Genomic DNA, 17,403 nt, shown 5'->3' on the forward strand with positions numbered 1-17,403 from the left:
AATCAGCTACCGATGCAGCCTGGGTACCCGGAAGGACAGTCAATGTCAAATTGATATCGCCTCCTAAAAAAACAAAACCCCATGACGTTGGCACGTCATGGGGTTTCGGGTCTCGCGGTGCGCTCAAGCGCCCGCTTTACTCAGGCTTGCGACGCCCGAACCCCGGGCGCTGACCGGAACCGGCCGGTGCGCCACGACGTTTGCCCGACGGCGCGTCCTTGTCCAGGACCAGGCTTGGACGCTTGGTCTTGGGTGCCGGCTTGGCCGGACGCTTGCTGTCGGTCGGACGATCCGCCACTGGCGTACCACGGGTCGACTCGCCACGACCGGCCGCCGGACGTGGAGCTCGCGGTGCGCGCTCGCCATCCTGGCGCGGGGCCGGCTTGCGGGCCGGACGCTCGCCTTCGATCCGCGGCTCGCGTTCGCTGCGCTCGACAGGTGCACCAGCAGCCGGACGCAAGGTCCGTACACGCTCGCCCTTGCCGACCGGACGGGAGGACTTGCGCTGCATACGCTCCAGCTTGTCCTTGCTCTTGGCATTGAGCTGCGGCATCGCTACCGGCGTCAGGCCGACCTCGGCACTGAGGACATCCACCTCGTACTGGGTCATTTCACGCCAGCGGCCCATCGGCAGGTCGGAATTGAGGAACACCGGACCGAAACGCACGCGCTTCAGGCGGCTGACCACCAAGCCCTGGGACTCCCACAGACGACGCACTTCGCGGTTACGACCTTCCATCACCACGCAGTGGTACCAGTGGTTGAAACCTTCACCGCCAGGCGCTTCCTGGATATCGGTGAACTTCGCCGGACCGTCTTCGAGCATCACGCCAGCCTTGAGGCGGGCAATCATCTCCTCGTCCACTTCACCACGGACACGCACAGCGTACTCGCGGTCCATTTCGTAGGACGGGTGCATCAGGCGGTTGGCCAGCTCACCGTCGGTGGTGAACATCAGCAGACCGGTGGTGTTGATGTCCAGACGGCCGATATTGATCCAGCGGCCTTCTTTCGGGCGCGGCAACTTGTCGAACACGGTCGGACGGCCTTCCGGGTCGTCACGGGTGCAGATTTCGCCGTCGGGCTTGTTGTACATGATCACGCGGCGAACCGATTCGGACGCCTCTTCACGCTTGATCACCTTGCCATCGATGGTGATGGCGTCATGCATGTCGACGCGCTGGCCGAGGGTGGCGTCTTTGCCGTTGACCTTGATCCGGCCCTTGCTGATCCAGCCTTCCACGTCGCGGCGCGAGCCGACGCCGATACGGGCGAGGACCTTCTGCAGTTTTTCGCCTGCTGGGCCGATTTCCTGGTCGTCTTTCTGCTTGATATCACTCATCTGGGCACCTCCCGGTGTGTCGATTCAGGCCTTGGCCTGAAGAAATTGAATCTGTTGCCTGGGCGAAGGGATCGCCGCGGGGGCGCGAATCATACGCCGATGTTGGCCATTATGCACCTGCGCAATCAATCGTCGAACAAGTGTCGTTCCTGTTCGATGGCCTCGGCCAGGGCCAGGGCCTCGGCTTCTTCATCGCTCAGTTGTGGCTGGCCGGCGGCCTTGTCCAGCGCCGCAACCGCCGCGAGCAATTGTTCCCGGGCTTGCTGGGCGCCCACCAGGTCCGGCGCCGGCGCTTCAGGCTCTTCGGCTATTTCCGGCTCCGGCTCCAGCGCTTCTTCCAGCGCTTCGTCGACCTCGACGGCCTCAACCGTCACATCCGGCTCAACGCCTTCAAGCACAGGCTCCGCAGGCAGTAACTCACCTATCGGCGCCATATCGCCGTCGCGCAGCAAATCATCGAAGTCAGTCTTGATCCCCTCTTCCATGGAGTCCAGCTCCAGCAACAGGGTATGGAAACTGGTTTCCTCCTTCGGCGCCTCGGCACCCTCCGGATCGAGGCTGGCATCGGCCAGGGCCTGCAGGCTCGCGGGCACCGGTGCGTCCTCGACATCGAGCAGCGGCTCGGGCTCCATCTCCCGCAGTTCGGCCAGGGGCGGCAGGTCGTCGAGGTTCTTCAGGTTGAAATGGTCGAGAAACGCCTTGGTGGTGGCGAACATCGCCGGTCTACCTGGCACCTCACGGTAACCGACGACCCGGATCCACTCGCGCTCCAGCAAGGTCTTGACGATCTGGCTGTTGACCGCCACGCCGCGCACATCCTCGATCTCGCCCCGGGTAATGGGTTGACGATAGGCAATCAGCGCCAGGGTTTCCAGCATTGCCCGGGAATAACGTTGTGGACGCTCTTCCCACAGCCGCCCCACCCAAGGAGCGAATTTCTCGCGCACCTGCAGGCGATAGCCGGAAGCCACCTCCCGCAGCTCGAAGGCGCGCCCTTCGCAGGACTTGGCGAGAATGGTCAGGGCTTTCTTGAAGACCGGCGGCTCAGGCCGCTCGGCCTCCTCGAACAGCTCGAACAGCCGCTCCAGGGATTGCGGCTTTCCCGAGGCCAACAGAAAGGCTTCAAGCAGCGGGGCCAGCTCGCGGGGTTCACTCAGGTTCATGGATTGTGCTCGTTATTCAGCGCGCGCCCGCACATGGATCGCCGTAAAGGGTTCATTCTGCACCAGTTCGACCAGGGATTCCTTGACCAGCTCGAGAATCGCCATAAAGGTCACCACCACCCCCAAGCGCCCTTCTTCGGCCGTGAACAGCTCGACAAAGGGTACGAAGCCGCCGCCCTTGAGGCGCTCCAGCACATCGCTCATGCGCTCGCGGGTCGACAGTTGCTCGCGGCTGACCTGGTGGCTTTCGAACAGGTCGCCACGGCGCAGGACTTCGGCCATGGACATCAACACCTCTTCCAGACTCACGTCCGGCAACAGCTTGCGCGCCCGGGCCTCGGGCGCATCGAGCTTGGGCACCAGCACATCGCGACCGACCCGGGGCAAGGTATCAAGGCCCTCGGCGGCGCTCTTGAAACGTTCATACTCCTGCAGGCGGCGGATCAGTTCAGCCCGCGGATCGTCCTCTTCCGCCTCGATTTCAGCCGAACGCGGCAGCAGCATCCGCGACTTGATCTCGGCCAGCATCGCCGCCATCACCAGGTACTCGGCCGCCAATTCCAGACGTACCGACTTCATCAGTTCGACATAACCCATGTACTGACGGGTGATTTCCGCCACCGGGATGTCGAGAATATCGATGTTCTGCTTGCGGATCAGGTAGAGCAGCAAGTCCAGCGGACCTTCGAAGGCTTCGAGGAAGACTTCCAGGGCGTCCGGCGGGATATACAAGTCCACCGGCATCTCGGTGACCGCCTGGCCATAGACCAGGGCGAACGGCAATTCCTGCTGGGCATCGGCCTGGCTGTCGACGGTTTCCACGGCGGACATTCAGGCCTCGACCATGAACGGCGCAGGATCACCACAGCCCACACGCACGACTTCCGGCTCGCCGTCAGCCAGGTTGATCACCGTCGACGCCTTGATCCCGCCGAAACCGCCGTCGATCACCAGGTCGACCTGATGTTCGAGCAACTGGCGGATCTCGTAGGGATCGCTCATCGGCTCGGTCTCCCCCGGCATGATCAGGCTGACACTCATCAGCGGCTCGCCCAGCTCTTCGAGCAGCGCCAGGGCAATCGGGTGGCTGGGGATGCGCAGGCCGATGGTACGTTTTTTCGGATGCAGCAACAGCCGCGGGACTTCCCGGGTGGCGTTCAGAATAAAGGTGTAGGGCCCTGGCGTATGGGCCTTGAGCAGACGGAACAGGCCGGTATCGACTTTGGCGAACAACCCCAATTGCGAGAGATCACTGCAGATCAGCGCAAAATTGTGCTTATCGTCCAACTGCCGCAAACGGCGCACGCGCTCGACCGCCGCCTTGTCGCCGATCTGGCAACCGATGGCATAGGACGAATCGGTGGGATAGATCACCACCCCACCCTTGCGAATGATCTCCACCGCCTGTTTGATCAGGCGCGCCTGCGGGTTTTCCGGATGAATTTGGAAAAACTGACTCACATTTTCTACCTGTTCAGACGACGGCAGTAAGTTGCTCATGTTTGAAGCGACACCAGAGTGGCGGCAGATCTTCAGGGACCGGGCGGTACTCACCGATCTCGGACCAGCCTCCAGGACCATGGAAATCACTGCCGGCACTGACCAGCAGCCCGAACTCACGGGCAAGGATCGCCAGACTGCCTACCTGCTCGGCGGGTTGATGCCCATTGACCACCTCGATAGCGTGGCCACCTGCTTGAATATAGTCGGCAATCAGCTTGCGGCGCTTGCTGCGGGTGAAATCGTAGTGCCAGGGATGGGCCAGGCTGACCCAGGCCCCGGACTCGCGCAAGGTGCCGACGGTGTCTTCCAGGGTCGGCCAGTGCAGCTTGACGTCCCCCAGCTTGCCCGCGCCAAGCCACTTGCGAAAGGCTTCGGCGCGATCCTTGACGAACCCTTCACGCACCAGGAAATCGGCGAAATGCGGACGCGCCGGAGCATTGCCGCTGTCGCCCAGCTCCTGCTGGATCGCCCGCGCGCCTTCCAGCGCGCCGGGCATGCCCTTGAGCGCCAGCTTGCGGCTGATTTCCTCGGAACGCAGCCAGCGCCCCTCGTGCAAACGGGCGATGGCCTCCACCAGCGCCGGGGCCATGACGTCGAAACCGTAGCCCAGCACATGGATGGTCGCGCCGCCCCAGGTGCAGGACAGCTCGACGCCATTGACCAGCCGCATACCCAGCGCATCCGCCGCCGCACGGGCTTCGGCCAGACCTTCGAGGGTGTCGTGATCGGTCAGGGCCAGGACTCGCACGCCTCTCTCGTGCGCACGGGCAACCAGGACCGCGGGCGCGAGAGCGCCGTCGGAGGCCGTGCTATGGCAGTGCAGGTCGATTTCCACGGGAGTTGAATAACCTCTAGGTGACGCTTTCGCTGGCAATTATGTTTGTTATTATGCCGTCACATCCTGCTTCTGGCTGCCACTGTGAAACAATTCATCGATTTCATCCCGCTCTTCCTGTTCTTCATCGTCTACAAGATCGAACCGCGGGTCATGGAGATCGCCGGCCACAGCCTGACCGTGGGCGGTATCTACAGCGCCACGGCGATGCTGATCGTCAGTTCCCTGGTGGTCTACGGCGCCCTGTTCATCACCCATCGCAAGCTGGAGAAGAGCCAGTGGCTGACCTTGATCGCCTGCCTGGTCTTCGGCAGCCTGACCCTGGCCTTCCACAGCGAAACCTTCCTCAAATGGAAAGCCCCGGTGGTCAACTGGCTGTTCGCCCTGGCCTTTGCCGGCAGCCACTTCATCGGTGACCGCCTGCTGATCAAGCGCATCATGGGCCACGCCCTGAGCTTGCCCGAGCCGATCTGGACCCGGTTGAACCTGGCCTGGATCGTGTTTTTCCTGTTCTGCGGCGGCGCCAACCTGTTTGTCGCCTTCACGTTCCAGCAGTACTGGGTCGACTTCAAGGTGTTCGGCAGCCTGGGCATGACCCTGCTGTTCCTGGTCGGCCAGGGCATCTACCTGTCCCGCCACCTGCACGACGCCGACCCGACCATCCCGAAAACCGAGGACTGACATGCTCTACGCGATTATCGCCACCGACGTCGAAAACTCCCTGGAAAAACGCCTGGCCGTGCGCCCGGCGCACCTGGAGCGGCTGCATCAGCTCAAGGCTGAAGGCCGTCTGGTCCTGGCCGGCCCGCACCCGGCCGTGGACAGCAACGACCCGAGCGCCGCCGGCTTCAGCGGCAGCCTGATCATCGCCGAATTCGACAGCCTGACAGCGGCGCAAGCCTGGGCCGAGGCCGACCCGTTCGTCGCCGGCGGCGTCTACGCCAACGTGCTGGTAAAACCGTTCAAGCAAGTCCTGCCATAAAATGATCGGTGCGATGAACCTTCCGGGTTCATCGCGGCCCAATCGCTCATTATTCTCGTTCATCAGCCGACAACCTGCCCAATGCCGATTGGAATCAGGAGTTTGCGATGCGCCAAGGTCCGTTGTTGCTGCTAGTGGTCATCTTGTCGATAGGGGCTGCCGCCCATGCCGAAGAGAGCCAGGGTTCGAGTAATTCGACACCCTTGTCCTTGAGTGCCGGCAGCCAGATCACCGATTTGCAGCAACGTTTGAAAGAAAGCGAACGACAACGAGCAGAGTTGAGCCAACAATTACAAAGCGCCGACGCCGAACGCGAAAGCGCCCAATTGAGCCGCCTGCGCCAGGAAAACCAGCGCCTGAAGCTGCAACTCAAGGAAATCCAGGCCAGTACCGGTCCACGCCTGCTGACCGATCAGCAGCAATGGTTTGTGACCGGTGCGGGAGTTGCACTCCTGGCCCTGCTCTGCGGTATCTTCGCCAGCGGCGGACGTAGACAACGTCGGCAATGGCTGAATTGAGCGGCCATTAGCGATCCGTAATCGAGAGAGTCATGAGCGACCTGTTACTGATAGACGATGACCAGGAGTTATGTGAGCTCCTGACCAGTTGGTTGAGCCAGGAAGGCTTCCAGGTACGCGCTTGCCACGATGGCCACAGCGCGCGCAAGGCCCTGGCGGACAGCGCCCCGGCCGCCGTGGTGCTGGATGTGATGTTGCCCGATGGCAGCGGCCTGGAACTGCTCAAACAGTTACGCAGCGATCACCCGGAGTTGCCGGTGGTGATGCTGTCGGCCCGTGGTGAACCCCTGGACCGCATTCTCGGCCTGGAACTAGGTGCCGACGACTACCTCGCCAAGCCCTGTGACCCTCGGGAACTGACCGCACGCCTGCGCGCCGTACTGCGCCGCAGCCACCCGACCGCCGCCCCGAGCCAGATGGAACTGGGCGACCTGTGTTTCAGCCCCATGCGGGGCGTGGTCACCATCGACCAGCAGGACTTCACCCTGACCGTCTCCGAAAGCCGCCTGCTCGAAGCCTTGCTGCAACAACCCGGCGAGCCCCTCGACAAACAGGAACTGGCGCAGATCGCCCTGGGCCGCAAGTTGACCTTATACGACCGCAGCCTGGACATGCACGTGAGCAACCTGCGCAAGAAGATCGGCCCGCACTCGGACGGACGTCCGCGCATCGTCGCCCTGCGTAGCCGTGGTTACTACTACAGCCTGTAACGTTCCTGCGTGGGAGCCGGATTGCCGGCTCCTACATGGATAGTGTCCATCCAGACTGACCGACATTGCGGCAGCCCCCCCCACAAGTGTCAACCCGCCGCAAAAACGTCTTTACCCAAGCTTTACCCTCCGCTGACCGCCGCTGACCTTGAACTCCTTAATCTGTACTCATCCGGACTGACCGGAATCGAGACAAGGAGAAACACCATGCGCAAGACCCTTATCGCCCTGATGTTCGCCGCTGCACTCCCTACCGTGGCCATGGCCATGCCTGAAGGCGGTGGCCCGATGGGCGGCCCGGCATACGGCCAGCATCACGGTAAAGGTGGCTTCCAAAAACTGGACCTGACCAAGGAACAGCGCCATCAGATCCGTAAGCTGATGGGCGAACAATGGCACGCTCGTAAAGAGATCGTCGGCAAATACCTGGAAAAACTCTCGCCAGCCGATCAAACGGCATTCAAGGCTGAGCTGGACGCCTCGCGCCAGAAAACCCAGGGCCAGATCCGTGCCCTGCTGAAACCTGAACAGCAGAAGGCCTTTGACGAAATGCAGAAAAAACAGGCCGAACGTCGCGCCGAATGGAAAGAATTCCAAGCCTGGAAGGCGCAACAACCGCAAAAAGCGCAATAATCCGCTGATGCTCCAGCCCGACGGCCAACGCCGTCGGGTTTTCTTCGTTTGTACCGTTTGGTTGAGGACTTGCTGTGCGATCACTGTTCTGGCGCATCCTGGCCAGCTTCTGGCTGGCCATTGCCCTTGTCGCGGGCCTATCGATTCTGCTCATGCATATCCTCAACCAGGACAACTGGATTCTCAGTCGTCATCCGGGCTTGAATACCCTGGCCGAAGAGTGGACGCAAACCTATGAAAGCCAGGGCGAAGAAGCGGCCCAGGCGATTCTGGAACAGCGCAAGCAGCGTTATCACATTGACGTCCAGGTACTCAACGAAGGGGGCGATCCGCTGGTCCGCGGGACTTTTCCACGCCGGGCCGCGGCTTTTGAAGCACGCCAGAACAACGATGACCGCAAGCTGCCCTGGCGGCGCCTGACGGTGGAGTACACCAGCCCGAAAAGCGGCGAGACCTACCTGCTGATCTACCGTATTCCCCACCCGGAACTGGACGCCTGGCACCGCGAAAGCCTGCTGCGACCCCTCAGTGCCCTGGGCATTGCCCTGGTGGTGCTGACCTTGTTCAGCTTGCTCGTGACCCTGTCCATCACCCGCCCCCTGAGCCGCCTGCGCGGTGCCGTGCATGACCTGGGACAGACCACTTATCAGCAGAACAGCCTGGCGAAACTGGCCGGGCGGCGCGATGAGTTCGGGGTGCTGGCCAAGGATTTCAACCTGATGGGCGCACGCCTGCAAAGCCTGATCGGCAGCCAGCGCCAACTGCTGCGGGATGTTTCCCACGAATTGCGCTCACCCCTGGCACGCCTGCGCATTGCCCTGGCCCTGGCCGAACGCGCCGGCCCAGAGGAACGCGAACGGCTCTGGCCACGCCTGACCCGCGAGTGCGACCGACTGGAAGCGCTGATCAGTGAGATTCTCACCCTGGCCCGGGTCGATTCCGACCAGGCCAGCGCCGAAGAAGTCGACCTCAGCCCACTGCTCTCCACTTTGCAGAAAGATGCCAACCTGGGCTGTCCGGAGCAGCCGGTGCACTTCGACGGCGAGTCGCCGCTGAACCTCAAGGGCTGGCCGACCATGATCGAACGCGCTGTGGATAACCTGCTGCGCAACGCCCAGCGGTTCAATCCCGAGGGCCAAGCCATTGAGTTGCATGCACAACGTCAGGGTGAACGCATCGAAATCAGCGTGCGCGACCATGGCCCCGGCGTGGAGGCTGCGCATCTGGCGCAACTGGGCGAACCCTTTTACCGGGCACCCGGCCAGACCGCCCCGGGCCACGGCCTGGGGCTGGCCATCGCCCGGCGGGCAGCGGAGCGGCACGGTGGCAGCCTGGTACTGGGGAATCATCCCGAAGGAGGGTTTGTCGCCAAACTGGATCTGCCCCTGGAGCCTGGCGCACTGGTTTAAGTACCGTTAGGGGTACTCTTGCCGTGCATGCAACACCGTGACTATCTCGATGAAATCTGTAACGCGGTAGACCACCAGATAGTTCGGATGCACGATGATTTCACGAGTGCCCGGCACACGGCCAAATCGATAGAGGGAAGGATGTAAAGGAAGGACTGAGATCGCATCCTCAATGGCGTCGTTTAAGTTCTCGGCCGCCACAATATTGCGATCAGCGATGTAATTCAGGATCTCACGGAGTTCGGCCCGAGCTTCGGGCCGCCACTCAACCTGCATCGTTTCGATTGCGCTTCGAAGCGATCAAGGCACGCATTTCAGCCATCACTTCATCATGTGGGACGTTGGGACGAGGGTCATCCAGGGAAGCCTGTACCTTGGCACGAAACCAACGGTCATAGCTGGCTGCCAGCTCTTCAGTCTCAAACTCCGACACTATGGGGGATAGTTGGGCGCTCATAAATGGCCTCCGGTGTAGATGTAAACCAGTTTACGCCCTATGAACGCCCGCTGTCTCAGCCGCAAGCATCAGAAAACATTTCAAGCCGACCAGGCGCTGACAAACTCCGTCAGATCGACCTTCGGTGGCTGGCGCAGCTCATTCTGCGGCGTGCCCAGGTACAGGAAGGCGATCACTTCCTCGTCGTCGCCCAACCCCAGGCCCTTGGCCACATGCTGCGAATAGGACAGCTCGCCGGTGCGCCACACCGCGCCGATCCCCTGGGCATGGGCCGCCAGCAGGATGCCGTGGGCAGCACAACCGGCCGCCAGCAACTGCTCGGACTTCGGCACCTTGAAGTGCTCCTGCAAACGGGCCACCACCACAATCACCAAGGGGGCGCGCAAAGGCATGGCATGGGCCTTGTCGATGGCGGCCGGGTTTGCGTCGCCCTCTTGCAGACGCACCGCCTCGGCCAGCAGGTTGCCCAATTGCTCACGGGCCGCACCTTCCACGGTGAGGAAACGCCAAGGCCGTAGCTGCCCGTGATCCGGTGCGCGCAGGGCAGCGGAGAAGAGGATATCGCGCTGGGCCTGGGTCGGTGCCGGATCGAGCAGGCGCGGTGCGGAAACACGGTTGAGCAAATTGTCGAGAGCCTCCATCGGCCACCTCCTCTGGAAAATGATCGGGCTATTCTAGCCAGATCCCGCGCCGCCGTGCCGGTTTACATGACCAGGGTCGTGGGTAAAATGGCGCCTGTCCCCCTTTCACGAGCTTATTTCATGGCGATGCCGACCCTGCGCATCATCGGTTTCATCATCGGCATCTTCCTGATTACCCTCGCCGTCAGCATGGCAATCCCCATGCTGGTCCTGGTGATCTTCGAACGCACCGGCGATCTGCCAGCCTTTCTCTGGGCCAGCACCCTGACCTTCCTCGCCGGCCTGGCGCTGGTGATCCGCGGTCGCCCGGAACAGGTGCACCTGCGTCCCCGGGACATGTACCTGCTCACCGTCTCAAGCTGGGTGGTGGTGTGCATTTTTGCTGCCCTGCCCTTTGTGCTGACCCTGCATACCAGCTACACCGACGCCTTTTTCGAAAGCATGTCGGGCATCACCGCCACCGGCTCGACCGTGCTCAGTGGCCTGGACAACATGTCCCCGGGAATCCTGATCTGGCGCTCGCTGCTGCACTGGCTTGGTGGGATCGGCTTTATCGGCATGGCGGTGGCAATCCTGCCGCTGCTGCGCATCGGCGGCATGCGCCTGTTCCAGACCGAATCCTCGGACCGCTCGCAAAAGGTCATGCCGCGCTCGCACATGGTGGCGCGCTTGATCGTCACCGCCTATGTCGGCATCACCATCCTCGGCAGCCTGGCCTTCTGGTGGGCCGGCATGAGCCTGTTCGATGCGATCAACCACGCCATGTCAGCCATTTCCACCGGCGGTTTCTCCACCTCGGACCAGTCCCTGGCCAAGTGGAGCCAACCGGCAGTGCACTGGGTGGCCGTGGTGGTGATGATCCTCGGAAGCCTGCCGTTCACCTTGTACGTAGCGACCCTGCGCGGCCATCGCAAGGCGCTGATCAAGGACCAGCAAGTGCAGGGTTTGCTCGGCTTGCTGCTGCTGACCTGGCTGGTGCTCGGCACCTGGTACTGGTGGACCACCAACCTGCACTGGCTCGACGCCTTGCGCCACGTGGCGCTGAACGTGACCTCGGTGGTCACCACCACCGGCTTCGCCCTGGGCGACTACAGCCTGTGGGGCAACTTCTCGTTGATGCTGTTTTTCTACCTGGGCTTCGTCGGCGGCTGCTCGGGCTCGACGGCCGGCGGGATCAAGGTGTTCCGTTTCCAGGTGGCCTATATCCTGCTCAAGGCCAACCTCAACCAGTTGATCCACCCGCGGGCAGTGATCAAGCAGAAATACAACGGTCACCGTCTCGACGAAGAAATCGTGCGTTCGATCCTGACCTTCTCGTTTTTCTTCGCCATCACCATTTGCGCCATCGCCCTGGCCCTGTCGCTGCTCGGCCTGGACTGGATGACCGCCCTGACCGGCGCCGCCAGTACCGTCTCCGGCGTGGGGCCGGGGTTGGGCGAGGTGATCGGGCCTTCAGGCAACTTCTCGACCCTGCCGGACGCTGCCAAGTGGATCCTGTCCCTGGGCATGCTGCTCGGCCGGCTGGAAATCATCACAGTGTTCGTTCTGTGCATTCCCGCATTCTGGCGTCATTGATCGAGGCCACCGCTCCCAATAGCCGCGCCCGGTACTCGCCGGGCGTGACCTCGAACCAGCGGCGGAAGGCGCGGAAAAAGTTGCTCGGGTCGGCGAATCCGAGCAGGTAGGCGATTTCCAGCAAGGTCATGCGTGGCTGCGCCAGGTACTGCTCGGCCAACTCGCGACGGGTGTCGTCGAGCAGCGCCTGGAAACTGGTGCCTTCTTCCTGCAAACGGCGCTGCAGGGTGCGCTGGGACAAGTGCAGGGTCTGCGCCACCACTTCGCGCTTGGGCTCGCCCTGGGGCAGCAGCCGGCACAGCACCTGGCGCGCCTTGTGGGTCACCCGGCTTTCGGAGAAGCGCGCCAGGTATTCGCCGGCAAAACGGTCGTGGAGCAAGGCCATGGCTTCGTTGGCGGTCGGCAGCGGCGCTTCCATGTCGGCCTGCTCGAAAATCAGCGCATCGTAGGGCGCGTTGAACACCAGCGGCGCATGGAACACCTCTTTATAAGGGCCAAGGTCCTCCGGCTCCGGGCCCTGGACCAGCACTTTGCGCGGTTGCAGGGTGCGCCCGCTCAGCCAGCCGCACAGCGCCAACGCGCAGGCCATGGAGGCCTCGGCGCTCTGGCGGGTGGGCGGCAGATGGTCGCCGTGCACTGTCAGGATCAACGCATAGCCTTCGGGCAAAAGACGAAAGCTCAGGTCAGCGCTTTCCGCGATGATCCGCTGATAACGCACCAGGCGCCTGAAACCCTCGGCCAGGGTCTGGCTGGACATCAGCGCATAACCGGCGACATGAAACGACGCAGGGCGTACGACCCGGCCCATGTTCAGACCGATTGCCGGATTACCGGAAAGCTCCACTGCACGCTGCCACAGTCGCGTTATCGAGTCCTGGGGAAAGCGTGCGTCGGGATCGTCGAGTGCGGCGTAATCGAGCCCCAGCTGCCTGAACAGGACACGACAATCCAGGCCATCCATCTCCAGCGCCTTGACAATCCCCATCGCCCAGCTTGCAGAAGTCGTTCTCTCGCTCATGGCCTTTTCTTGCATGATAAGTCGTATAGGACGACTGATGGCCTAAGGATACTAAAGTGGCGTCTATTGTCACTGATAGTCGCTGCCAATCACTCTAGACTTAAATAAGCTCCCCGTGGAACCCTCCACGCAAGAGCAGGCCAACGCGGAGAGTAACCCGTGGAAAACATCAAAAAATTCAATAGCTTCGCAGAGTTCTACCCCTACTACCTGAGCGAACATGGCAACAGTACTTGCCGTCGGTTGCATTTCGTCGGTACCAGCCTGGTGATCTTTTTTCTCGCCCTGGCCATCGGTCGCGGCTCCGCAGGGTTATTGCTGGCGGTGCCGATCGCCGGTTATGGCTTCGCCTGGGTCGGACATTTCTTCTTCGAGAAGAATCGCCCGGCCACCTTTGAGCACCCTCTCTACAGTCTGCTCGGCGATTTCGTCATGTTTCGCGACATGATCCTCGGCAAGGTAGCGTTTTAGGCCCAAGGGGCCAGCAACACGTCCTGTGCAGCCACTGCCAGGGCGCAGGCAAGCCCTAGACTGGAACCGGCATCGAATAAGAACCACAAGAGGACACAGCCGATGACGGGACAAGCCCGCTTTACCCATATGCAGGACTGTACCCAGGAGGATTGGGCGGTGATTGCCGCCGACTTCAGCGCCTACGCCCGGCAACTGCCGGCGCGGATCCTGACCCACCTGAAGTTGCTGGAAGGTGATTTCGGCGGTTTCCCGGTGGATCGCCTGACCCATTCGCTGCAAACCGCCAGCAGGGCCTGGCGTGACGGCCGGGACGAGGAGTACGTGGTCTGCGCGCTGCTCCACGATATTGGTGACACCCTCGGTTCCTACAACCACCCGGATATCGCCGCAGCGATCCTCAAGCCCTTCGTCAGCGCCGAAAATCTGTGGATGGTGGAAAAGCATGGAATTTTCCAGGGCTACTACTTCTTCCACTACCTGGGGATGGATCGCCATTTGCGCGAGCAGTTTCGCGACCACCCGCAGTACCTGGCCACCATCGAGTTCTGCGCCAAATACGATGCGGCGGCCTTCGACCCGGACTACGAAAGCCTGCCCCTGAGCTTTTTCGAACCGATGATGGAGCGGCTGTTCGCCCAGCCCAGGCAATCAATCTACAAGGCTGCGATGGAGCAAAACCCGACGGCCTGATGCGCTTTAGCCCAACTCGGCAACCTTCTCCAACTCCAACTTGAGCTGTGCCTCTTTCGCCTGGGCATCCGCCAGGCGATACAGCTCGATGGTCCCGTCCCAGTGCTCGATCAGGGCGGTGCAGGATTCAACCCAGTCACCGCAGTTGAGATAGTCCACTTCGCCGACCTTGCGGATCTCGGCGTGGTGGATATGCCCGCACACCACCCCGTCCAGCCCGCGCTTCACGCATTCGTGGGCGATGGCTTCTTCGAAATCGCTGATAAAGCTGACCGCGGTCTTGACCTTGTGCTTGAGGTAGGCCGACAACGACCAGTAGCCATAACCGTAGCGGGCCCGCCAGTGGTTCAGCCAGCGATTGAGGGTCAGGGTGAGCTCATAGGCAGAATCGCCGAGGAACGCCAGCCAGCGGTGATAACGAGTGATCACGTCGAACTGGTCGCCATGGATCACCAACAGCTTGCGACCGTCGGCGGTGTGGTGCACCGCTTCGTCGACCAATTGGATATTACCCAGGATCAGCTTGGAGTAACGACGCAGGAATTCATCATGGTTGCCGGTGACGTAGATCACCTCGGTGCCGCGCTTGCTCATGGTCAGCAGCCGGCGGATCACGTTGGTATGGGCTTGCGGCCAGTACATGCCGCCGCGCATCTTCCAGCCGTCGATGATATCCCCCACCAGGTAGATACGGTCGGCCTGGAAGCCCTTGAGAAACTGCGACAGGTGTTCGGCCTGGCAATCCCGGGTCCCCAGGTGCACGTCGGAAATCCACAGGGTTCGCACACGCTGCTTACGGCTGGGTTTGGCGAGCTCTGCACGGGTCATGGGCATTCTCCGGATTTTTCCTGAGCTTGCACCGGGGCAGTTAATGGACCATGACAGGTACGTGGCAGTCCGATGACAACCGCCCGGACGGCAAGCGGTGTAGACTGCGGCGATGCCAAGGAGACCGCGATGGGACCGATCCTGACCCTGCGCCACTACAGCCGCGACCTGATTACCCACAGCCACGCCCATGCGCAGCTGGTATTCGGCCTGTCCGGCCTGCTCGATTTCGAGATCGAGGGCCACGGCAGCCAGGTCATACAGCAAAGCGTCGCGGTGATCCCCAGCGATGCCCATCATGTCTGCGCCAGCCCCAATGGCAGCCGCTGCCTGGTGCTCGACGTACCGGACGAACACTGGCTGCTGAACACCCTGGGTGAACATGCCGAGGCCAGCCGGCGCCTGCTCGACACCGCCGGGCCACTCACCCTCGATACCGCCCAGGGCCAACTGGTGCAGTGGCTGGCGGCAAGCCCGGTGGAAGATCCACTGATCGCCCAACAGGGCGCGGTGCTGCTGCTCGCCAGCCTGAACAGCCCGGGCACCCGCCCATTCGGCGGCAAACGCTTGCCCCTGGCCGCCCTCAACGCGCATATCGATCGCCACCTGGCTCACCCACTGCAGGTGACCGACCTGGCACGTATCGCCGACCTCTCCAGCGCCCGCCTGCATGCACGTTTTGTCGCCGAATACGGCCAGACGCCCATGGACTACGTGCGCAGTCGCCGCCTGCATATTGCCCTCGGGCTGCTGCGCGAGTCGGCACTGCCGATCGGCGAGATCGCCAGCCGTGTCGGCTACCAGTCGCAAAGCGCCTTTGCCGCCGCGGTACTGCGCGAATTCGGCCGTACACCCGGCGCACTGCGGCGCGAGTCCTGAGACAAACGACAGGAGCCACGCGACAGACAGGCACTCCGGTCGCCCTCTAGACTGCGGCTCTGTCAGTTACCGTTTCCAAGGACCACCATGACTCCCCGTACCGCCCTGGGCGCCCTGCATATCGGCGCATTGATGTTTGGCCTGACCGGCGTATTCGGCAAACTCGCGAGCGCCGCGCCGACCATCATCGTCTTCGGCCGGGCCTTCTTCGCGGTGTTGGCCCTCAGCCTGTTCGCCCGCCTGGCCCGCCATCAGCGCTGGCAGCCCTTGCAAGCACAGGACTGGCGGCGCCTGCTGCTCAGCGGCCTGCTGCTGGCCGGGCACTGGGTAAGCTTCTTCATCGCGGTCAAAGTCGCCGGTGTGGCCGTGGCAACCCTGGGCTTCGCCAGCTTCCCGGCCTTTACAGTGATTCTCGAAGGACTGATCTTTCGCGAGCGTATCCGCTTCAATGAAATCCTCCTGGTGGTGCTGGTGAGTATTGGCCTGGTGCTGGTCACACCCGACTTCGACCTCGCCAGCCAGGCCACCGGTGGCCTGCTCTGGGCCGTGCTTTCCGGCCTGCTGTTCTCGCTGCTGTCGCTGGCCAATCGCGCCGGCTCCGGGCGGATTCCAGCCGTGCAGGCGGCGTTGTGCCAGAACCTGGTGGTCGCCGTCTGCCTGCTGCCCTGGGCGGCGGCCCTGGCGCAAGTGCCGGCGCTGGACTGGCTGTGGATCGGCCTGCTCGGGGTGTTCTGCACCGGCGTGGCCCACAGCCTGTTCGTCGCCAGCCTCGCGGTGATCAAGGCGCGCACCGCGGCGGTCGTCTTTGCCCTGGAACCGGTATACGGAATCACCGCCGCCTGGTTGCTGTTCGGCGAAAACCCGACGCTGCGCATGTTGCTCGGCGGCATCCTGATCATTCTCGCTATCGTGGTTTCCAGCCGCCTGGGCGCGGCGGCCGCCCCTCGGGAAAACCAGCAAGGCGCGTCAGCTCATTGACGAAAACCCAATCCGCCTATACTGGTGACATCCGCAACAGTTTGCTGTCGTTCACGGAGATCAGGGTTTCTCGACGACAGCAGCAGTGATTCCCCCTGAATCGACTCGATTCGAGCGGCCCTCCCCATCAACATGCTGGAGGGTTTCATCCATGGACATCGTCAGTCTTTTGATTCAAGCGATCAGCGGCGCCGTGGGCGGTAACGTGGCCGGATCAGTGCTGGCAAAATACAACCTGGGCCCGGTGATCAATTCCATCCTGGGCATACTCGGCGGCGGTCTGGGCGGGCAGTTGCTCGATCTCGTCACCAACGGCAGCGTGGGCAGTGGCAATGGCGCACTGGACCTGGCGTCTATCCTCAGCAGCGTTGCCAGCGGTGGTGTGGGCGGCGGTGTGCTGATGGTCATCGTCGGGCTCATCAAGTCGAAGCTGAGCCCGTCGTAAGTCGGCGCCTATCGGGGCCGGTCGTTGTGCCCGAGGTCGCGCTCGGGGTCGATCCGGTCCCGTACCCGCTGCTTGAGTACCTTGGCTTCAGGAAAGCCGCCATCCTCCTTGCGCTCCCAGATCTGCACCTCGTCGCAGGTGATCCGGAACACCCCGCCGGTCCCCGGCTCCAGGGCCACCTGGCCGAGATCGTCGGCGAAAGTACTGAGCAGTTCCTGGGCCAGCCAGGCGGCACGCAGCAGCCATTGGCACTGGGTGCAGTAGGTGATGACGATATGGGGTTTACGTGCGGTCATGATTGCGCCGGGCTCCTGAGGAATAGG

General features: G+C 62.4%; 23 protein-coding genes. 12 read left to right on the top strand and 11 right to left on the bottom strand.

Features of this window, described 5'->3' with window-relative positions; translation table 11 throughout:
• Positions 1-136 precede the first annotated feature (136 nt).
• The 5 genes from rluB to HX866_RS15650 all read right to left on the bottom strand — a co-directional run bounded on the left by rluB (position 137) and on the right by HX866_RS15650 (position 4,843).
• Entirely contained in the window at positions 137-1,342 is a 1,206-nt protein-coding gene (rluB, locus tag HX866_RS15630; protein WP_177100107.1) for a 23S rRNA pseudouridine(2605) synthase RluB, read from the bottom strand.
• Positions 1,343-1,467: 125 nt separating this feature from the next.
• Positions 1,468-2,505, bottom strand: a complete 1,038-nt coding sequence (gene scpB, locus HX866_RS15635) for an SMC-Scp complex subunit ScpB (protein WP_177140073.1) — start codon at positions 2,503-2,505, stop codon at positions 1,468-1,470.
• A gap of 12 nt (positions 2,506-2,517) precedes the next feature.
• On the bottom strand, positions 2,518-3,216 hold the full coding sequence (locus HX866_RS15640; protein ID WP_177093350.1) for a segregation and condensation protein A: 699 nt from the start codon (positions 3,214-3,216) through the stop codon (positions 2,518-2,520).
• Positions 3,217-3,336: 120 nt separating this feature from the next.
• Positions 3,337-3,966, bottom strand: a complete 630-nt coding sequence (locus tag HX866_RS15645) for an L-threonylcarbamoyladenylate synthase (protein ID WP_177092614.1) — start codon at positions 3,964-3,966, stop codon at positions 3,337-3,339.
• Between the two features lie 13 nt (positions 3,967-3,979).
• Positions 3,980-4,843: a PHP domain-containing protein gene (locus HX866_RS15650; protein WP_177092615.1), complete on the bottom strand. Its 864-nt coding sequence runs from the start codon at positions 4,841-4,843 to the stop codon at positions 3,980-3,982.
• 84 nt (positions 4,844-4,927) lie between these two features.
• On the opposite strand from HX866_RS15650, the gene HX866_RS15655 reads away from it, so the two are divergent.
• The 6 genes from HX866_RS15655 to HX866_RS15680 all read left to right on the top strand — a co-directional run bounded on the left by HX866_RS15655 (position 4,928) and on the right by HX866_RS15680 (position 9,095).
• Complete coding sequence (locus HX866_RS15655; RefSeq protein WP_177092616.1) at positions 4,928-5,524, top strand: septation protein A; 597 nt, start codon at positions 4,928-4,930, stop codon at positions 5,522-5,524.
• A gap of 1 nt (position 5,525) precedes the next feature.
• Positions 5,526-5,825, top strand: a complete 300-nt coding sequence (locus tag HX866_RS15660) for a YciI family protein (RefSeq protein WP_177124938.1) — start codon at positions 5,526-5,528, stop codon at positions 5,823-5,825.
• 107 nt (positions 5,826-5,932) lie between these two features.
• Positions 5,933-6,343: a translation initiation factor 2 gene (locus HX866_RS15665; RefSeq protein ID WP_177092618.1), complete on the top strand. Its 411-nt coding sequence runs from the start codon at positions 5,933-5,935 to the stop codon at positions 6,341-6,343.
• 32 nt (positions 6,344-6,375) lie between these two features.
• Positions 6,376-7,053, top strand: a complete 678-nt coding sequence (locus tag HX866_RS15670; RefSeq protein WP_177092619.1) for a response regulator transcription factor — start codon at positions 6,376-6,378, stop codon at positions 7,051-7,053.
• A 207-nt stretch (positions 7,054-7,260) separates the two neighbouring features.
• On the top strand, positions 7,261-7,686 hold the full coding sequence (locus tag HX866_RS15675; RefSeq protein WP_177092620.1) for a Spy/CpxP family protein refolding chaperone: 426 nt from the start codon (positions 7,261-7,263) through the stop codon (positions 7,684-7,686).
• A gap of 74 nt (positions 7,687-7,760) precedes the next feature.
• A complete protein-coding gene (locus tag HX866_RS15680) occupies positions 7,761-9,095 on the top strand; it encodes a sensor histidine kinase (protein ID WP_177092621.1) in 1,335 nt (444 codons plus the stop codon).
• A gap of 6 nt (positions 9,096-9,101) precedes the next feature.
• Here the strand turns inward: HX866_RS15680 and HX866_RS15685 are convergent, their stop codons facing one another.
• The 3 genes from HX866_RS15685 to HX866_RS15695 all read right to left on the bottom strand — a co-directional run bounded on the left by HX866_RS15685 (position 9,102) and on the right by HX866_RS15695 (position 10,193).
• Entirely contained in the window at positions 9,102-9,371 is a 270-nt protein-coding gene (locus HX866_RS15685) for a type II toxin-antitoxin system RelE/ParE family toxin (RefSeq protein WP_177092622.1), read from the bottom strand.
• Positions 9,361-9,552, bottom strand: a complete 192-nt coding sequence (gene relB / locus HX866_RS15690; RefSeq protein ID WP_177092623.1) for a type II toxin-antitoxin system RelB family antitoxin — start codon at positions 9,550-9,552, stop codon at positions 9,361-9,363. Before relB ends, HX866_RS15685 begins: the two co-directional genes overlap by 11 nt.
• An 80-nt stretch (positions 9,553-9,632) precedes the next feature.
• Positions 9,633-10,193, bottom strand: a complete 561-nt coding sequence (locus HX866_RS15695) for a nitroreductase family protein (protein WP_177092624.1) — start codon at positions 10,191-10,193, stop codon at positions 9,633-9,635.
• Positions 10,194-10,313: 120 nt separating this feature from the next.
• Between HX866_RS15695 and HX866_RS15700 the strand changes: the two genes are divergently transcribed.
• The gene (locus HX866_RS15700) at positions 10,314-11,768 is read left to right on the top strand and encodes a TrkH family potassium uptake protein (protein WP_177140074.1); all 1,455 of its coding nucleotides are present in this window, start codon (positions 10,314-10,316) and stop codon (positions 11,766-11,768) included.
• On the opposite strand, the gene HX866_RS15705 is transcribed toward HX866_RS15700, so the two are convergent.
• Positions 11,725-12,786 carry an AraC family transcriptional regulator gene (locus tag HX866_RS15705; RefSeq protein ID WP_177092626.1) on the bottom strand — a complete coding sequence of 354 codons (1,062 nt, stop codon included), beginning with the start codon at positions 12,784-12,786 and terminating at the stop codon, positions 11,725-11,727. The two genes, HX866_RS15700 and HX866_RS15705, sit on opposite strands and share 44 nt — an antisense overlap.
• Before the next feature lie 159 nt (positions 12,787-12,945).
• On the opposite strand from HX866_RS15705, the gene HX866_RS15710 reads away from it, so the two are divergent.
• Both HX866_RS15710 and HX866_RS15715 read left to right on the top strand, forming a co-directional pair.
• Entirely contained in the window at positions 12,946-13,257 is a 312-nt protein-coding gene (locus HX866_RS15710; protein ID WP_177092627.1) for an Mpo1-like protein, read from the top strand.
• Between the two features lie 102 nt (positions 13,258-13,359).
• On the top strand, positions 13,360-13,950 hold the full coding sequence (locus tag HX866_RS15715; RefSeq protein WP_177140075.1) for an HD domain-containing protein: 591 nt from the start codon (positions 13,360-13,362) through the stop codon (positions 13,948-13,950).
• Between the two features lie 6 nt (positions 13,951-13,956).
• Here the strand turns inward: HX866_RS15715 and HX866_RS15720 are convergent, their stop codons facing one another.
• Positions 13,957-14,778: a UDP-2,3-diacylglucosamine diphosphatase gene (locus tag HX866_RS15720; RefSeq protein WP_177140076.1), complete on the bottom strand. Its 822-nt coding sequence runs from the start codon at positions 14,776-14,778 to the stop codon at positions 13,957-13,959.
• A gap of 129 nt (positions 14,779-14,907) precedes the next feature.
• On the opposite strand from HX866_RS15720, the gene HX866_RS15725 reads away from it, so the two are divergent.
• The 3 genes from HX866_RS15725 to HX866_RS15735 all read left to right on the top strand — a co-directional run bounded on the left by HX866_RS15725 (position 14,908) and on the right by HX866_RS15735 (position 17,080).
• Entirely contained in the window at positions 14,908-15,657 is a 750-nt protein-coding gene (locus HX866_RS15725) for an AraC family transcriptional regulator (RefSeq protein ID WP_177124936.1), read from the top strand.
• 87 nt (positions 15,658-15,744) lie between these two features.
• Positions 15,745-16,635 (top strand): DMT family transporter, encoded by an 891-nt coding sequence (locus HX866_RS15730; protein WP_177140077.1) that lies wholly within the window; start codon positions 15,745-15,747, stop codon positions 16,633-16,635.
• A 151-nt stretch (positions 16,636-16,786) separates the two neighbouring features.
• Positions 16,787-17,080, top strand: a complete 294-nt coding sequence (locus tag HX866_RS15735; RefSeq protein WP_177092632.1) for a hypothetical protein — start codon at positions 16,787-16,789, stop codon at positions 17,078-17,080.
• A gap of 8 nt (positions 17,081-17,088) precedes the next feature.
• Here the strand turns inward: HX866_RS15735 and HX866_RS15740 are convergent, their stop codons facing one another.
• On the bottom strand, positions 17,089-17,376 hold the full coding sequence (locus tag HX866_RS15740; RefSeq protein ID WP_100938944.1) for a SelT/SelW/SelH family protein: 288 nt from the start codon (positions 17,374-17,376) through the stop codon (positions 17,089-17,091).
• Positions 17,377-17,403 lie beyond the last annotated feature (27 nt).

This window comes from Pseudomonas gingeri (assembly GCF_013386165.1).
Lineage (GTDB): Bacteria > Pseudomonadota > Gammaproteobacteria > Pseudomonadales > Pseudomonadaceae > Aquipseudomonas > Aquipseudomonas gingeri_C.

Excerpts from the sequence above, each read along its gene's own strand:
- rluB (WP_177100107.1), bottom strand. The coding sequence starts at position 1,342 with ATGAGTGATATCAAGCAGAAAGACGACCAGGAAATCGGCCCAGCAGGC.
- scpB (WP_177140073.1), bottom strand. The coding sequence starts at position 2,505 with ATGAACCTGAGTGAACCCCGCGAGCTGGCCCCGCTGCTTGAAGCCTTT.
- HX866_RS15660 (WP_177124938.1), top strand. The coding sequence starts at position 5,526 with ATGCTCTACGCGATTATCGCCACCGACGTCGAAAACTCCCTGGAAAAA.
- HX866_RS15665 (WP_177092618.1), top strand. The coding sequence starts at position 5,933 with ATGCGCCAAGGTCCGTTGTTGCTGCTAGTGGTCATCTTGTCGATAGGG.
- HX866_RS15670 (WP_177092619.1), top strand. The coding sequence starts at position 6,376 with ATGAGCGACCTGTTACTGATAGACGATGACCAGGAGTTATGTGAGCTC.
- HX866_RS15675 (WP_177092620.1), top strand. The coding sequence starts at position 7,261 with ATGCGCAAGACCCTTATCGCCCTGATGTTCGCCGCTGCACTCCCTACC.
- HX866_RS15685 (WP_177092622.1), bottom strand. The coding sequence starts at position 9,371 with ATGCAGGTTGAGTGGCGGCCCGAAGCTCGGGCCGAACTCCGTGAGATC.
- relB (WP_177092623.1), bottom strand. The coding sequence starts at position 9,552 with ATGAGCGCCCAACTATCCCCCATAGTGTCGGAGTTTGAGACTGAAGAG.
- HX866_RS15695 (WP_177092624.1), bottom strand. The coding sequence starts at position 10,193 with ATGGAGGCTCTCGACAATTTGCTCAACCGTGTTTCCGCACCGCGCCTG.
- HX866_RS15700 (WP_177140074.1), top strand. The coding sequence starts at position 10,314 with ATGGCGATGCCGACCCTGCGCATCATCGGTTTCATCATCGGCATCTTC.
- HX866_RS15705 (WP_177092626.1), bottom strand. The coding sequence starts at position 12,786 with ATGAGCGAGAGAACGACTTCTGCAAGCTGGGCGATGGGGATTGTCAAG.
- HX866_RS15715 (WP_177140075.1), top strand. The coding sequence starts at position 13,360 with ATGACGGGACAAGCCCGCTTTACCCATATGCAGGACTGTACCCAGGAG.
- HX866_RS15720 (WP_177140076.1), bottom strand. The coding sequence starts at position 14,778 with ATGACCCGTGCAGAGCTCGCCAAACCCAGCCGTAAGCAGCGTGTGCGA.
- HX866_RS15725 (WP_177124936.1), top strand. The coding sequence starts at position 14,908 with ATGGGACCGATCCTGACCCTGCGCCACTACAGCCGCGACCTGATTACC.
- HX866_RS15730 (WP_177140077.1), top strand. The coding sequence starts at position 15,745 with ATGACTCCCCGTACCGCCCTGGGCGCCCTGCATATCGGCGCATTGATG.
- HX866_RS15735 (WP_177092632.1), top strand. The coding sequence starts at position 16,787 with ATGGACATCGTCAGTCTTTTGATTCAAGCGATCAGCGGCGCCGTGGGC.
- HX866_RS15740 (WP_100938944.1), bottom strand. The coding sequence starts at position 17,376 with ATGACCGCACGTAAACCCCATATCGTCATCACCTACTGCACCCAGTGC.